General features: G+C 73.6%; 16 protein-coding genes. 10 read left to right on the top strand and 6 right to left on the bottom strand.

The window, feature by feature from the left end:
• Positions 1-65: 65 nt before the first annotated feature.
• Positions 66-737, top strand: a complete 672-nt coding sequence (gene cofC / locus ACFPCY_RS02635; protein WP_378251919.1) for a 2-phospho-L-lactate guanylyltransferase — start codon at positions 66-68, stop codon at positions 735-737.
• Positions 738-759: 22 nt separating this feature from the next.
• Positions 760-963, top strand: a complete 204-nt coding sequence (locus ACFPCY_RS02630) for a hypothetical protein (protein WP_378251918.1) — start codon at positions 760-762, stop codon at positions 961-963.
• A gap of 123 nt (positions 964-1086) precedes the next feature.
• Here the strand turns inward: ACFPCY_RS02630 and ACFPCY_RS02625 are convergent, their stop codons facing one another.
• The 4 genes from ACFPCY_RS02625 to leuC form a co-directional block, all read right to left on the bottom strand.
• Positions 1087-1365 (bottom strand): HU family DNA-binding protein, encoded by a 279-nt coding sequence (locus ACFPCY_RS02625; RefSeq protein ID WP_378251917.1) that lies wholly within the window; start codon positions 1363-1365, stop codon positions 1087-1089.
• A gap of 158 nt (positions 1366-1523) precedes the next feature.
• A complete protein-coding gene (locus ACFPCY_RS02620) occupies positions 1524-1769 on the bottom strand; it encodes an SCO5555 family protein (RefSeq protein ID WP_378251916.1) in 246 nt (81 codons plus the stop codon).
• A gap of 173 nt (positions 1770-1942) precedes the next feature.
• Positions 1943-2530, bottom strand: coding sequence for a 3-isopropylmalate dehydratase small subunit (gene leuD / locus ACFPCY_RS02615; protein ID WP_378251915.1), 588 nt, complete (start codon positions 2528-2530; stop codon positions 1943-1945).
• A 16-nt stretch (positions 2531-2546) separates the two neighbouring features.
• The gene (gene leuC, locus ACFPCY_RS02610) at positions 2547-3944 is read right to left on the bottom strand and encodes a 3-isopropylmalate dehydratase large subunit (RefSeq protein ID WP_378251914.1); all 1398 of its coding nucleotides are present in this window, start codon (positions 3942-3944) and stop codon (positions 2547-2549) included.
• 99 nt (positions 3945-4043) lie between these two features.
• Here leuC and ACFPCY_RS02605 point away from each other — a divergent pair, with 99 nt between their 5' ends.
• The gene (locus tag ACFPCY_RS02605) at positions 4044-4763 is read left to right on the top strand and encodes an IclR family transcriptional regulator (RefSeq protein ID WP_378251913.1); all 720 of its coding nucleotides are present in this window, start codon (positions 4044-4046) and stop codon (positions 4761-4763) included.
• A gap of 56 nt (positions 4764-4819) precedes the next feature.
• Here the strand turns inward: ACFPCY_RS02605 and ACFPCY_RS02600 are convergent, their stop codons facing one another.
• Positions 4820-5434: a TetR/AcrR family transcriptional regulator gene (locus ACFPCY_RS02600; protein WP_378251912.1), complete on the bottom strand. Its 615-nt coding sequence runs from the start codon at positions 5432-5434 to the stop codon at positions 4820-4822.
• 134 nt (positions 5435-5568) lie between these two features.
• Here ACFPCY_RS02600 and ACFPCY_RS02595 point away from each other — a divergent pair, with 134 nt between their 5' ends.
• The 7 genes from ACFPCY_RS02595 to ACFPCY_RS02565 all read left to right on the top strand — a co-directional run bounded on the left by ACFPCY_RS02595 (position 5569) and on the right by ACFPCY_RS02565 (position 11959).
• On the top strand, positions 5569-7920 hold the full coding sequence (locus tag ACFPCY_RS02595; RefSeq protein ID WP_378251911.1) for a beta-glucosidase: 2352 nt from the start codon (positions 5569-5571) through the stop codon (positions 7918-7920).
• 161 nt (positions 7921-8081) lie between these two features.
• Positions 8082-8717: a MerR family transcriptional regulator gene (locus ACFPCY_RS02590; protein ID WP_378251910.1), complete on the top strand. Its 636-nt coding sequence runs from the start codon at positions 8082-8084 to the stop codon at positions 8715-8717.
• Between the two features lie 208 nt (positions 8718-8925).
• Positions 8926-9555 (top strand): DUF2165 family protein, encoded by a 630-nt coding sequence (locus tag ACFPCY_RS02585; protein WP_378251909.1) that lies wholly within the window; start codon positions 8926-8928, stop codon positions 9553-9555.
• Positions 9556-9730: 175 nt separating this feature from the next.
• Complete coding sequence (locus tag ACFPCY_RS02580; RefSeq protein WP_378251908.1) at positions 9731-10117, top strand: YidH family protein; 387 nt, start codon at positions 9731-9733, stop codon at positions 10115-10117.
• Positions 10114-10545 carry a DUF202 domain-containing protein gene (locus ACFPCY_RS02575; RefSeq protein WP_378251907.1) on the top strand — a complete coding sequence of 144 codons (432 nt, stop codon included), beginning with the start codon at positions 10114-10116 and terminating at the stop codon, positions 10543-10545. Before ACFPCY_RS02580 ends, ACFPCY_RS02575 begins: the two co-directional genes overlap by 4 nt.
• 158 nt (positions 10546-10703) lie before the next feature.
• Positions 10704-11561 carry an NAD(P)-dependent oxidoreductase gene (locus tag ACFPCY_RS02570; RefSeq protein WP_378251906.1) on the top strand — a complete coding sequence of 286 codons (858 nt, stop codon included), beginning with the start codon at positions 10704-10706 and terminating at the stop codon, positions 11559-11561.
• Positions 11561-11959 (top strand): RidA family protein, encoded by a 399-nt coding sequence (locus ACFPCY_RS02565; protein ID WP_378251905.1) that lies wholly within the window; start codon positions 11561-11563, stop codon positions 11957-11959. The genes ACFPCY_RS02570 and ACFPCY_RS02565 overlap by 1 nt, the downstream gene beginning before the upstream one ends.
• On the opposite strand, the gene ACFPCY_RS02560 is transcribed toward ACFPCY_RS02565, so the two are convergent.
• A complete protein-coding gene (locus tag ACFPCY_RS02560) occupies positions 11956-12900 on the bottom strand; it encodes a LysR family transcriptional regulator (protein WP_378251904.1) in 945 nt (314 codons plus the stop codon). The two genes, ACFPCY_RS02565 and ACFPCY_RS02560, sit on opposite strands and share 4 nt — an antisense overlap.
• Between the last annotated feature and the right edge of the window lie 49 nt (positions 12901-12949).

The raw sequence follows: 12949 nt of genomic DNA, 5'->3' as shown, positions 1-12949 counted from the left end.
CCCGCCGTGATGAACGCGGGGTGTCCTCAAGTGTCGCGGTTGCGAGCGCATAAAGTCGAATGGCCATGTCTACAGCAGAACGCGCCGTGCCCCGCCCCGGCTGGACCCTGGTCGTCCCGGTCAAGGTGCTGGCCAGGGCGAAGACCCGGATGGCCGGCGGCGCCGGACCGCACCGCGAGGCGCTGGCGCTCGCGGTCGCGGGTGACACGGTCGCGGCGGCGCTGGCCTGCGACCGGGTCCGCGCTGTGATCGTCGTCACCGACGACCCGCTGCCCGCCGCCGAGCTCGGCGCGCTCGGCGCCACGGTCGTCCCGGACGAGCCGGACGCGGGCCTCAACCCCGCCCTCGTCCACGGCGCGGGCCGGGGCCGCGAGCTCCACCCGGACGCGGGCGTCGGCGCCCTCTCGGCCGACCTGCCCGCCCTGCGCCCGGCCGAGCTGGCCAGGGCGCTGGACGCGGCGTCCGGCGCGGCCGAGGCGTTCGTCCCCGATGCGGCCGGCGTCGGGACCACGCTGTACACGGCCCGCCCGGGCGTGCCGTTCGCCCCGGCGTTCGGCGGCGACTCGCGCGCCGCGCACCGCGCCCGGGGCGCGCGGGAGCTGCTGCTCCCGGAGATCGACAGCCTGCGCCGCGACGTGGACACGCCCGCCGACCTGAGGGCCGCGCTCGCGCTCGGCGTCGGGCCGCGCACCGCGGCGGTCGCGGCCTTGCTGCCGGAACCGGTGACCGGCCGCTAGCCGGGACAGTAGGGTCGTTGCCATGCAGGCGACCGTGCGCGTGTACGACCCGGAGACCCGCTCCGGCAGCGTCCTGCTGGACGACGGCTCCGAGCTCGCCTTCGACGCCCCCGCGTTCGACGCGGGCGGCCTGCGCCTGCTCCGCCTCGGCCAGCGCGTGAACCTCGCCGTGGACGCGGGCGGCCGGGTCACCGCGATCACCCTCTCCACGTTCCCCCTGCCCTGACGCCCAGTGCCCCGTGCCCTGACGCCCAAGAGCCCTGCCGGCAGGGCCCGGACATGCGACGGCGCCCGGACCCGCGGGTGCGGGTGCCGGGCGCCGTCCAGGCGGTAGGCCTGCTTTTCGGGCCTACTTCTTGCCGGCCACCAGGTTCTTGAAGTCGGCGCCGGCCTTGAACTTCGGCACCGACGTCGCGGGAACCTCGATGGTCTTGCCCGTTGCGGGGTTCCGGGCCGTGCGGGCAGGCCGGTCGGCCTTCTCGAACGAACCGAACCCGGTGATCGCGACCTTGTCGCCCTTGGCGACCGTGGTCTGGATCGTCTCCAGGATCGCGTCGACGGCCTCAGCGGCGGCCTTCTTGCTGCCAAGCCGCTCTGAGATGGCGTCGACCAGCTCACGCTTGTTCATGGGTTACTCCTCTAGTTCCCCCCTTGCCCGAACGAAACTAAGGGAGCCATGCCACCGACACAATCACCTGAACGCGAGAGTTCCCGTGTCGCAGGCGTTTTGGTCGGTCTCGCCCCCGTCTCGGGCGGGCGCCGGACCGGATCCGGCCACGGCGAACGCTAGCGGGAGTCGGGGGAAGACGAGAAATCGGCGGCGCGCCCTTCCAGGAAGGCGTCCAGCCTGCGGGCGGCCAGGTCGGGGTCGCGTTTGGCCAGGTCGGTGATCGCCAGGAGCTGCCGGATGAGCCTGCGGCGGTCGTCGGCGGGCAGCGGCGCGACCCTCCGGTGCGCCTCGCGCAGCCGCTCGGCCAGCCGCGTCAGCTCCGGGTCGTCCCACGCGGGCCCCTCCCACGGGACGCCGCTCACCGCGTGCCTCCTGCCACGCCAGGCCCCCTTCCCGGCACGCCGAGCGTGCCCTCGCACAGGAGGAATTGTCCTCGGTACGCGGGCACGCTCGTACGCCCGGGGTGCGTCCAGCGGACGGCACCGCAGGTCAGGGGCGTGGCGGCGGGCGCGAACCCGCCGCCGCGCGGGGCGCCTCAGGCGGTGGTCGGGAGCAGGTCGGAGCGGTTCCGTTCGAAGGCGGCGATGTCGTCGGCGTGGCGCAGGGTGAGGCCGATGTCGTCCAGGCCCTCCATGAGCCGCCAGCGCGTGTAGTCGTCGATCTCGAACGGCGCGACGATGTCCCCGGCCGTGACCTGGCGGTTCTCCAGGTCCACGACGATCTCGGCGTGCGGTTCGCGCTCGGCGCGCTCCTGGAGCGCCTCGACCGTCTCGGCGGGCAGGACGACCGGCAGCAGGCCCATCTTCGTGGCGTTGTTGCGGAAGATGTCGCCGAAGCGCGGCGCGATCACGGCCCGGAACCCGTACTGCTGGAGCGCCCAGACGGCGTGCTCGCGGGACGATCCGGTGCCGAAGTCCGGCCCGGCGACCAGCACGGTCGCGCCGTCGTACTCGGGCTTGTTCAGCACGAATCCGGGGTCCTCGCGCCAGGCGGAGAACAGGCCCTTGTCGAATCCGGTGCGGCTGACCTGCTTGAGCCAGACGGCCGGGATGATCTGGTCGGTGTCGACGTTGCTGCGGCGCAGCGGGACCGCGCGCCCGGTGTGCGTGACGAACTTCTCCATGGCTCTTTCAGCTTCCTTACAGGTCGGCGGGCGCGGCCAGGCGGCCGGTGACGGCGGTGGCGGCGGCGACGGCGGGGCTCACCAGGTGGGTCTGGCCGCCGGGTCCCTGCCGTCCCTCGAAGTTGCGGTTGGAGGTGGACGCGCTGCGCTCGCCGGGCGTGAGCTTGTCGGGGTTCATCGCCAGGCACATCGAGCAGCCCGCCTCGCGCCACTCGGCGCCCGCCGCGGAGATCACCTCGTGCAGGCCCTCGGCCTCGGCCTGCTGCTTGACCTTCATCGAGCCGGGGACGACCAGCATCCGGACGCCGTCGGCGACCTTCCGCCCGGCCAGGACGGAGGCGACGGCGCGCAGGTCCTCGATGCGTCCGTTGGTGCAGGAGCCGACGAAGACGGTGTCCACGGCGATGTCGCGCAGCGGCGTCCCGGCGGTGAGGCCCATGTACTGGAGCGCGCGCTCGGCGGCCTGGCGCTCGGTCGGGTCGTCGATCGCGGCCGGGTCCGGGACGGACTCGCCCAGCGGCAGGCCCTGGCCGGGGTTGGTGCCCCAGGTGACGAACGGCGTCAGCTCGGAGGCGTCGATGACGACCTCCTTGTCGAACACGGCGTCGTCGTCGGTGCGCAGGGACTTCCAGTACTCGACGGCCCGGTCCCAGTCCGCGCCCTGCGGGGCGTGCGGACGGCCCTTCAGGTACGCGAAGGTCGTCTCGTCCGGGGCGATCATCCCGGCGCGCGCGCCGGCCTCGATGGACATGTTGCAGACCGTCATCCGGCCTTCCATCGACAGCTCGCGGATCGCCTGGCCGCGGTACTCGATGATGTGGCCCTGCCCGCCCCCGGTGCCGATCTTCGCGATGATCGCGAGGATCAGGTCCTTGGCGGTGACGCCCCCGGGCAGCGACCCGTTCACGGTCACGGCCATCATCTTGGGCTTGACCTGCGGCAGCGTCTGCGTCGCGAGGACGTGCTCGACCTCGCTCGTCCCGATGCCGTGGGCGAGCGCGCCGAACGCGCCGTGCGTGGAGGTGTGCGAGTCGCCGCACACCACGGTCATGCCGGGCTGGGTCAGGCCGAGCTGCGGGCCGATGACGTGGACGATGCCCTGCCCGTCGTCGCCCATCGGGTGCAGCCGGACGCCGAACTCGGCGCAGTTCTTGCGCAGCGTCTCCACCTGCGTCCGGGAGACGGGGTCGGCGATCGGCGCGAGCAGGTCGGTCGTCGGGACGTTGTGGTCCTCGGTGGCGATCGTCAGGTCCGGGCGGCGGACGGGCCGTCCGGCCATCCGCAGGCCGTCGAACGCCTGCGGGCTGGTGACCTCGTGCACGAGGTGGAGGTCGATGTAGAGCAGGTCCGGTTCGCCCTCGGCTCGTCGCACGACGTGCGCGTCGTACACCTTGTCGGCCAATGTGCGGCCCATCGCTCCACCTCACCTGTGTCTGGCTGCCGGGCGCTCCGGTGCGCCCGCGTCGTCTCTCCCCGATTTGCATCTCACATCGCGAGACGGCAATATCAAGGCATGGACAACTCTAGCGGAGTCGGCGTTCTCGACAAAGCGGTTCTCGTGTTGAACGCCCTGGAAGCCGGGCCGGCCTCCCTCGCCCAGCTCGTCCAGAGCACCGGTCTCGCGCGCCCGACCGCGCACCGGCTCGCCGTCGCGCTGGAGCACCACCGGCTCGTCCACCGCGACACCCAGGGCCGGTTCATCCTCGGCCCGCGGCTCGCCGAGCTGGCCGTCGCGGCGGGCGAGGACCGGCTGCTCGCGATCGCGCAGCCCATCCTCGCGCAGCTGCGCGACCTGACCGGCGAGAGCGCCTCGCTGTTCCGCCGCCAGGGCGACGTGCGCGTCTGCGTCGCGGCGGCGGAACGTTCCAGCGGCCTGCGCGACACCATCCCCGTGGGCGCCGCCCTCCCCATGACGGCGGGCTCGGCCGCGCAGGTCCTGCTGGCCTGGGAGGAGCCGGACCGCCTGCACCGCGGGCTGCGCGGCGCGAAGTTCGAGGCCACGACCCTCGCCCAGGTGCGGCGGCGCGGCTGGGCGCAGAGCGTCGGCGAGCGCGAGCAGGGCGTCGGCTCGGTCTCGGCGCCGATCCGCGGTGCGGGCGGGCGCGTCATCGCCGCCGTCTCCGTCTCCGGCCCCCTGGAGCGCCTGACCCGCACCCCCGGCCGCCTCCACGCCGGACCGGTCACGGCCGCCGCCGAGAAGATCAGCGACTCCATGCGCCGCACCACCAACTGACACCCCCGCCGGGCCTTTCAGAAGGCCCGGCCTTTTTGCGTCCTCGCTCTGTCCTGTCAGGCGAGACTGGCGAGGAGGTCGGCCACCTCGGCCCGGAAGAGGGCGGGCATGTCGATGTTGTCCGGGTCCAGGAGCCACTGCGTTTGCAGGCCGTCCATGAGGGCGACGACGCGGGCGGCGTAGGAGTCGGCGTCCAGGTCGGGACGGAACTGGCCCTCGGCGGCCCCGGCCCTGAAGGCCTCGGCCACCCTGGCCCGCACGTGGGCGTAGCGGTTCCGGGCCCAGGCGCGGGCCGGATGGCCGGCGGTCACGGCCTCGCTGGTCAGGACGGCGAACAGGCGCACCAGCTCGGGCGTGCGGGAGTTGTGCTCGACCAGGTCGGCGAGGGCGTCCAGCATGGCCCGGCCGACGGGGGCGGAGCCGTCCGGGCCGAGGAAGCGTTCGGCGTCGCGGCGGTCGCGCAGCTCCAGGACGGCGACCAGGAGCTGTTCCTTGTTGCGGAAGTGGTGCAGCAGGCCCGGCTGCGAGAGCCCGGCGCGCTCGGCGACGCGGGCCAGGGACGTGCCCCGGTAGCCGTTCTCGGCGAACTCCTGCATCGCGATGTGCAGGATCCGCTCGCGTCGCGCGTCTCCGGCGGCGTAGCCCCGCCGCCCGTCCGTCCTGGTCGCCACGGCGCCTCACTCTACGCATCGGGTCTCCGCGCACCGGAATTGGTAACGCACTGGTAACAAACCTACCGAGTACTCGGTATGGCGGCATAGGGTCCGGAGCGGTGGCTGGTTCTCTGCTGGTTTCGGGAGGTCTCATGGACGACGAGCTGCGGGCGCGCGTGGCCCGGCTCACGCTGGAGGAGAAGGTCGGGCTGCTGACCGGCGCCGACTTCTGGACGCTGCACCCGATCCCGAAGATCGGGCTGCGCCGGATGGTGCTCTCGGACGGCCCGTCCGGCGTGCGCGGCACCACCTGGGACGAGCGCGACCCGAGCCTGCTGTTCCCGAGCGTGACCGCGCTCGCCGCGACCTGGGACACCCGCTCCGCCGAGCGGACCGGACGGCTGAACGGCGCGCAGGCCAGGGACAAGGGCGTGCACGTCCAGCTCGCGCCGACGATCAACCTGCACCGCACCCCGCTCGGCGGCCGGCACTTCGAGAACTACTCCGAGGACCCTCTGCTCGTGTCTCGCATCGGCGCGGCCTTCGTGCGCGGCGTCCAGTCGGCCGGGGTCGCCGCGACGGTGAAGCACTACGTGGGCAACGACTCGGAGACCGAGCGGAACTCCTACGACGCGGTCATCGACGACGAGACGCTCGACGAGCTGTACCTGCGGCCGTTCGAAGAGACCGTGAAGGCGGGGGCGTGGGCGGTCATGGCCGCCTACAACAGGGTCAACGGGTTCTCGATGACCGAGCACAGGCCGCTGCTCACCGACGTGCTGAAGGTGCGGTGGGGCTTCGACGGCGTCGTCATGTCGGACTGGACGGCGATCCGCTCCACCGAGGAGTCCGCGAACGCGGGCATGGACCTGGAGATGCCCGGCCTGCCCGGCCCGCTGAACTTCTGGCGGGACAAGCTGGTCGCGGCCGTCCGCGCGGGGGCGGTCGCCGAGGAGCTGATCGACGACAAGGTGCTGCGCATCCTGCGGCTCGCGGCGCGCGTCGGCGTCCTGGACGGCTTCCCCGAGCCGGCGCCGGTGAGCACGCCGTCCGACGCGCGCGAGCAGCTCCGCGACCTCGCCGCGCGCGGGATGGTCCTGCTGCGCAACGAGGGCGGCGTCCTGCCGCTCAACGCGCCGCGGAGGATCGCGCTGATCGGGCCGAACGCGGTGCGGTTCGGCGCGCAGGGCGGCGGGTCCGCGCACGTCAACCCCGAGCACGTGGTCACTCCGCTGGAGGGCCTGCGCCGCGTCCTCGGGGACGACACACAGATCGAGCTTCGCTCGGGCGTCTACCCGCACAAGCGGTTCGCGGGGTTGCCGATGGAGCTGGCCACCGACCCGGAGTCGGGCGAGCCGGGCGTCCGGCTGACGTTCCTGGACGCGGACGGCGCGGTGCTCAGGTCCGAGAACCGGCGGGCCGCGAGCTTCCTGTTCTTCGAGGGCATCCCGGAGGGCACCGCGAAGATCACGGTCGGGACGGACGTCACGGTCGCCGAGACCGGCGTCCACACCTTCGCCGCGCAGGGGCTCGGCGCGTACAGGGTGACGCTCGGCGCCACGGTCACCGAGGTCACGCTCGCCGTGGAGGGCGACGACCCGCTCGGCGGCCTGCTCGCCCCGCCGGAGCACCGCGCCGAGGTTCACCTGGAGGCGGGCGCGACGATCCCGTTCCGGCTGGAACACGAGCTGAGCGGCGAGGGCCTGTTCGGGGCGGCGTCCTTCGGCCTCGGCTACTTCGCGCCGCACCTGCCCGAGGACGAGGAGCTGGCCGCGTCGGTCGCCGCCGCGCGCGAGGCGGACGTCGCGATCGTGGTCGTCGGGACGAACGACGACGTGGAGTCCGAGGGCTTCGACCGCGACACCCTCGCGCTGCCCGGCCGCCAGGACGAGCTGGTCTCGGCCGTCGCCGCCGCCAACCCGCGCACGGTCGTGGTCGTGAACGCCGGGTCCCCGGTGCTCATGCCCTGGCGGGACGAGGTCGCGGCCGTCCTGTGGGCGTGGCTGCCGGGCCAGGAGGGCGGCGACGCGATCGCGGACGTGCTGACCGGCGCGGCCGAGCCGGGCGGACGCCTCCCGACCACGTTCCCGGCGTCGGAGGACAACGTCCTCTCCCCGCTGCCCGTGGACGGCGTGCTCGCCTACGAGGAGGGCGACAAGATCGGGTACCGGCACTACCCGGCGGACGACGTCGCCTACCCCTTCGGCCACGGCCTCGGCTACACGACCTGGGAGTACGCGAGCGCCAAGGCCGTGGACGGCGTCGTGGAGGTGACCGTCCGCAACACCGGGCACCGGTTCGGACGCGAGGTCGTGCAGGTGTACGCGACGTCCGACGGGATGCCGGTGTCCGGGGAGACGCCGATCCGGCTGGCGGGGTTCGCGGTCGCGGAGGCCGCGCCGGGCGAGGCGGCGACCGTCCGGATCGAGCCGGACGACCGGCTTCCGGCGTCCTGCCGGTTGCGCGTCGGGCGCTCGGTGGCCGACCTCCGGCTGGACGCCTGAGGGGAGGTCACGCGGCGATAAGCCGGATTTGTCAGACTATGCCGTCCCGGCCCGCCGGGACGGCATGGCGGCTTGTTGGATAGTGCCGGTATTCAATGCCCCTCCTGCTGGATAGTGGCGATATCCAGACGCGGCAGGCATCAGGCGAGGGGCGTGGACGGGTGCAGATCTCCGAACTCAGCGACCGCAGCGGGCTGACCGTTCAGACGATCAAGTTCTACATCCGCGAGGGCCTGCTGCCGAAGGGCACCTCGACCACGGTCACCCGCGCCGAGTACGACCACCGCCACCTGGAGCGGCTGCGGCTGATCCGCGCGCTGCGCGAGGTCGGCGACCTGCCGGTGGCGTCCATCAAGAAGATCGTCGCCTCGATGGAGGACGAGTCGGTCGGCCTGCACGAGCTGTTCGGCACCACCCAGTACGCGCTCGGCCCGCACATCGTGCCGCCGAACGACCCGCACTGGCGGGCCGCGCGCGAGGACGTGGACATGCTCGTCCGCGAACTCGGCTGGCGCGTCGGCGACCGCGCGCCCGCCCGCGCCCTGCTCGCCCAGACCTTCGTCGCCCTGCGCCGCCTCGGCTTCCCGGTCACCCTCACCGACCTGCGGCCCTACGTCACCGCCGCCACCTCGGTGGCCGAGCACGAGATCAGCCGGGTCGCGCTCGACACCCCGCGCACGCTGACCGTCCACGCGATGCTCGCCTCGACGGTGATCTACGAGCAGGTCCTCACCGCGCTGCACCGGCTGGCCCAGGAGGACGCCTCAGCGCGGCGCTTCGCCTCCGGACCGTCCTGACCGCGTATCATGGGTCGCGCAGGTCACACCTCAGGCTTACGGGGCCCGCGACGCCGCGTCCAGCGGCGGAGCCAGTGGACCGCGCCCGTCACGGACTCCCGCCGGGGATCCGTACGCAAGGTCGGGCGCCACGGATCCCCGGGTGGTGGTTCTTGCGCTCCGCGGAGGGGATCCCACTCCCCTGTCCCGCGAGTTCCAAGGACGCGACATGTCCCAGCAGACAACCCGGCGGGTGCCCCACCCGGCGTCCCCGCCGCAGGTCCGGCCGTTCGGCACCACGTGGTTCATCCGGGCCAGCAAGGCGCTGCTGACCTTCACCGTCGGCGGCTTCGCGCTGTTCGTGGTGTTCGGCAACGTCACCGACTACTGGACGAACTTCCGCTTCGTCTCGCACGTGTTCTCGATGGACGCGCAGAAACCCGCGCTGCACGCGGTGAGCAACATCAACTACCGCGCCGTCGAGTGGACCTGGTTCCACCACGCCGCCTACGTCGGCGTCATCCTCACCGAGACCGCGATCATGGTCACCTGCCTGGCCTCCGCCTGGCAGCAGGCGCGCCGCCTCACCGCGGGCGACGCCGAGTTCCGCCGCGCCAAGCGGTGGGGCGTGGCGGGCTGCACGCTCGGGCTGTTCCTGTGGTTCTTCGGCTTCCAGGCCGTGGCCGGTGAATGGTTCGGCATGTGGATGAACGAGACCTGGAATGGCATTCCCGACGCGGTGCGGCTGTGCACCTACATCGGCGGCGTGCTCATCTTCCTGACGATGGGCAACGACCGGTCCGAGGACGAGCGGCCGGCCGCCGCCGTCTCGTCCGGAACGTCCGCGTCGGGGCGCTGACCTCGTCCTCAAGCGGCGGCGCGGGCCGTGGCCTCCGGGACGTCCGGACGGCCGCGGCCCGCGCCGTTTCCGCGCTTTCTCGACTTTCCCCGCTTATCGGGTCGGAATTCCCCACTGTTTTCGGGCCGTAATATGAGAATTCCTCCGTAACGCAAGAAAGCGAAGTGAGCGGCCGATGAGCGTCCAGGACTCCCGGGACCGGCGCGCGCGCTGGACCGAACGGCTGCTCGCCGAGGGCCGCGATCCGGACCCCCGGTTCTCGCTCGCCAACGAGCGCACCTTCCTGGCCTGGATCCGCACCTCGCTCGCCCTCATCGCGGGCGGCGTCGGCCTCGCGCTCAGCGGGCACCTGCTCGCCGGACCGCTCCACCACGGCCTCGCGGCGGCGTTCGCGGCGGTCGGCGCGCTGGTCGCGGCGCTGGCGTTCCGGCGCTGGCTGCGCACCGAACGGGCGCTGCGCCGGGACGAGACGCTCCCGCCGCCCGTCCTCGCGCCCCTGATGTCCTACGGGCTCGCCGCGGCGGCGGTCGTCGTCCTGCTGGCGCTGCTGTTCACCCGATGACCGCCCCGGACGCCACCCCGGACGCCGCCCCGGAGGCCGCCACGGGGGCCGCCACGGGGGCCGCCACGGACGTCGGCACGGACGCCGCCCCGCACGGGAGCGGGGAACCGGCGGATCCGCGCGGCATCTGGGATCCGGGGGCGCAACCCGAGCGCACCTCGCTCGCCTGGACGCGGACCACCGTGTCGTTCATGCTCGCCGGCCTGCTGTGCATCCGGCTCGCGCCGAACGAGCTGGGCGCGGCGCTGGCGGCCGTCGCGGTCTTCGGGCTGGCGGCGCTGCACGTCCGCCGGACGCGGTGGCGGCGCAACCGGCGCGGACGGCGGCTGCGGGCGGGTGAGCCGGTGGCGGACCCGGCGTCCGTCCTGCTGCTGGCGAGCGTGACCGTCCTGCTCGGGGTGATGGGCATCGCCTTCGCGCTGAGCTGACCCGAGTCGGGTAGGGCTGGGCTGACCTGAGCGCGCCGATGGCTTAGCCATGCTCGTCTCGCATGGCTGGCATGTCAGATCTTCGCTGGTGGAATGGCTCGTGGCCGCCTAGCGTCGTCCGCGTTATGACACGTATCGCCTTTCTCGGACTAGGGCGCATGGGCGCCACCATGGCCGGCCGCCTTCTCGCCGCCGGCCACGAACTGACCGTCTGGAACCGCACCCCCGAACGCGCCGCCCCGCTCGTGGAGCGCGGCGCGACCGCCGCCGCGACGCCCGCCGAGGCCGTCGCCGGGCGGGAGCTCGTGATCAGCATGTTCACCGACGCCGCGGCCGTGCTCGGCGTGCTGCCCGGCGCGGGCGTCGAGCCCGGCACGCTGGTCGTCGAGATGTCCACGATCGGGCCGGACGCCGTGCGCGACCTGCGCGAACGGCTGCCCGAGGGCGTCGCGCTGGTCGACGCGCCGGTGCTCGGCAGCGTGCCGCAGGCCGAGGCCGGGGAGCTGGTCATCGTCGCGGGCGGCTCGGAGGAGGACCTCGACCGCGCCGCGAAGGTGCTCGGCGTCCTCGGGACCGTCCGGCACATCGGGCCGTCCGGCCGCGGCGCGGCGGCGAAGCTCGTCGTCAACGGCGGGCTGGTCGCCGCGTTCGGCGCGGTCGCCGAGGGGGTGCGGCTGGCCGCGCGGCTCGGGATCGACCGCGAGACCGCCCTCGAACTGCTCTCCCGCACGCTTCCGCAGGCGGAGCGCGTCCGCACCCGCCGCCCGGACGCGCCCGTCACCTTCACCGTCGGGCTCGCCGACAAGGACCTCGGCCTCGTCCTCGACGTCCTCGCCGCGGACACGACCGCCCTCGCCGCGGACACGACCGTTTCCGCAACCGCCTCCGGCGCGGACGCGAGCGCCCTCGCTGCGGGGGTGTTCGCCGCGGCCCGTGCGCACACCGCCGCCGCCGTCGAGCGCGGCCTCGGCGGCTCCGACATCACCGTTCTCGTTCCCTCCGAGGAGTCCCTCTGATGCGCGTCGCCATCGACAATCCGTCCACCGTCCCGGCGACCAACGGCTTCTACTCGCACGTCGCGCACGTGACGGCCGGGCCGCTGCTGTTCCTGTCCGGGCAGGTCGCGTTCGGCGACGACGGCGAGATCGACCGTCCGGGCGACATGACCCGGCAGTCCGAGGTGGTCATGTCGCTCATCGAGCGGCTGCTCGCCGCGCACGGCGCGACGTTCGCGGACGTGGTCAACGTCCGGACGTTCGTCACCGACCTGTCCCGCGTCCGCGAGTACGGCGAGGTCCGCAACCGCTACTTCCCGAAGGACCCGCCGACCAGCACGACCGTCGAGGTGTCCAAGCTGTTCCACCCGGACGCCCTGCTGGAGGTCGAGGTCGTCGCCGCGCCGCCCGCCTCCTAGCGGGGCGGGGGCGTCCCGGCCGGACGGAGCAGGTCGGCGGCCACGGCGCGCAGGTCGTCCAGGAACGCGGTGACGGCGGGGGCGCGGCGGGCGTGCCGGGCGACCGCCGCGTAGACCGTCCGCCGGGGCTCGGTCCGGGCGTCCGCGACGGACAGGGGTCTCAGGACCACGTCCTCGCGGACGCCCCCGACCGCCAGCGCGGGCACGAGCGTCACCCCGAACCCCGCCGCGACCAGGCCCAGCTTGGACGTCCACTCGGCGACGCGGAGCGGCGTCCTCGGGACGAACCCGGCAGGCGCGCAGCGGGCGTGCAGGGCGGCGACGGCCGCCGCGTCGTCGGCGACGATCCAGTTCTCGTCCGCGAGCCCGGCCAGCGGGACGGTCCGGCGGCGCGCCAGCCGGTGGCCCTCCGGCAGCGCGACCAGCAGCGGGTCGTCGCCGAGCGCCACGAGGTCGGCGGGCGCGAGCCCGCCCTGCTTGTGCGTGCTGACCAGGGCGAGGTCGAGTTCCCCGGCGTCCAGCGCGGGCAGCAGCACTTCGGTCAGCCCCTCGCGCAGCCGGATGTCCACACCCGGATGCCGCGCACCGAACCGGGTGAGCGCGCGCGGGACGAGCACGGCGTTCGCCGTGGAGAACGCGCCGAGCCGGAGCGTCCCCGCGTCCACCCGGCGCAGGCTCTCCAGGGCGCGCGCGGTGTCGGCGTAACGCTCCAGCAGCGCACGCGCGTGCGGCAGCAGGTGCTCCCCCGCCGGAGTCGGCCGGACGCCCCGCGCGCCGCGCGCGAACAGCTCGACGCCGCACGCCTCCTCCAGCGTCCGGATCTGCCGCGAGACCGCCGACTGCGTGTAACCGAGCGCGGTCGCGGCGGCGGTGAACGAACCCAGCTCGGCCACGGACGCGAACGTCCGCAGCAGCACGGGATCGAGGGCATCGGCGCGCACCGCCGCAGCTTACGGCCGCGCGCGAGCGATCCGCACGCGCGCGCCGATA

This window comes from Actinomadura gamaensis (assembly GCF_042652125.1).
In the GTDB taxonomy this organism is placed as follows: Bacteria; Actinomycetota; Actinomycetes; order Streptosporangiales; family Streptosporangiaceae; genus Spirillospora; species Spirillospora gamaensis.
Note: the sequence above shows the minus strand (reverse complement) of the source record. Positions and strands in the feature narration are given on the sequence as shown.

Excerpts from the sequence above, each read along its gene's own strand:
- ACFPCY_RS02630 (WP_378251918.1), top strand. The coding sequence starts at position 760 with ATGCAGGCGACCGTGCGCGTGTACGACCCGGAGACCCGCTCCGGCAGC.
- ACFPCY_RS02570 (WP_378251906.1), top strand. The coding sequence starts at position 10,704 with ATGGGCGCCACCATGGCCGGCCGCCTTCTCGCCGCCGGCCACGAACTG.
- ACFPCY_RS02585 (WP_378251909.1), top strand. The coding sequence starts at position 8,926 with ATGTCCCAGCAGACAACCCGGCGGGTGCCCCACCCGGCGTCCCCGCCG.
- ACFPCY_RS02575 (WP_378251907.1), top strand. The coding sequence starts at position 10,114 with ATGACCGCCCCGGACGCCACCCCGGACGCCGCCCCGGAGGCCGCCACG.
- ACFPCY_RS02605 (WP_378251913.1), top strand. The coding sequence starts at position 4,044 with ATGGACAACTCTAGCGGAGTCGGCGTTCTCGACAAAGCGGTTCTCGTG.
- ACFPCY_RS02580 (WP_378251908.1), top strand. The coding sequence starts at position 9,731 with ATGAGCGTCCAGGACTCCCGGGACCGGCGCGCGCGCTGGACCGAACGG.
- leuD (WP_378251915.1), bottom strand. The coding sequence starts at position 2,530 with ATGGAGAAGTTCGTCACGCACACCGGGCGCGCGGTCCCGCTGCGCCGC.
- ACFPCY_RS02625 (WP_378251917.1), bottom strand. The coding sequence starts at position 1,365 with ATGAACAAGCGTGAGCTGGTCGACGCCATCTCAGAGCGGCTTGGCAGC.
- ACFPCY_RS02595 (WP_378251911.1), top strand. The coding sequence starts at position 5,569 with ATGGACGACGAGCTGCGGGCGCGCGTGGCCCGGCTCACGCTGGAGGAG.
- ACFPCY_RS02565 (WP_378251905.1), top strand. The coding sequence starts at position 11,561 with ATGCGCGTCGCCATCGACAATCCGTCCACCGTCCCGGCGACCAACGGC.
- cofC (WP_378251919.1), top strand. The coding sequence starts at position 66 with ATGTCTACAGCAGAACGCGCCGTGCCCCGCCCCGGCTGGACCCTGGTC.
- leuC (WP_378251914.1), bottom strand. The coding sequence starts at position 3,944 with ATGGGCCGCACATTGGCCGACAAGGTGTACGACGCGCACGTCGTGCGA.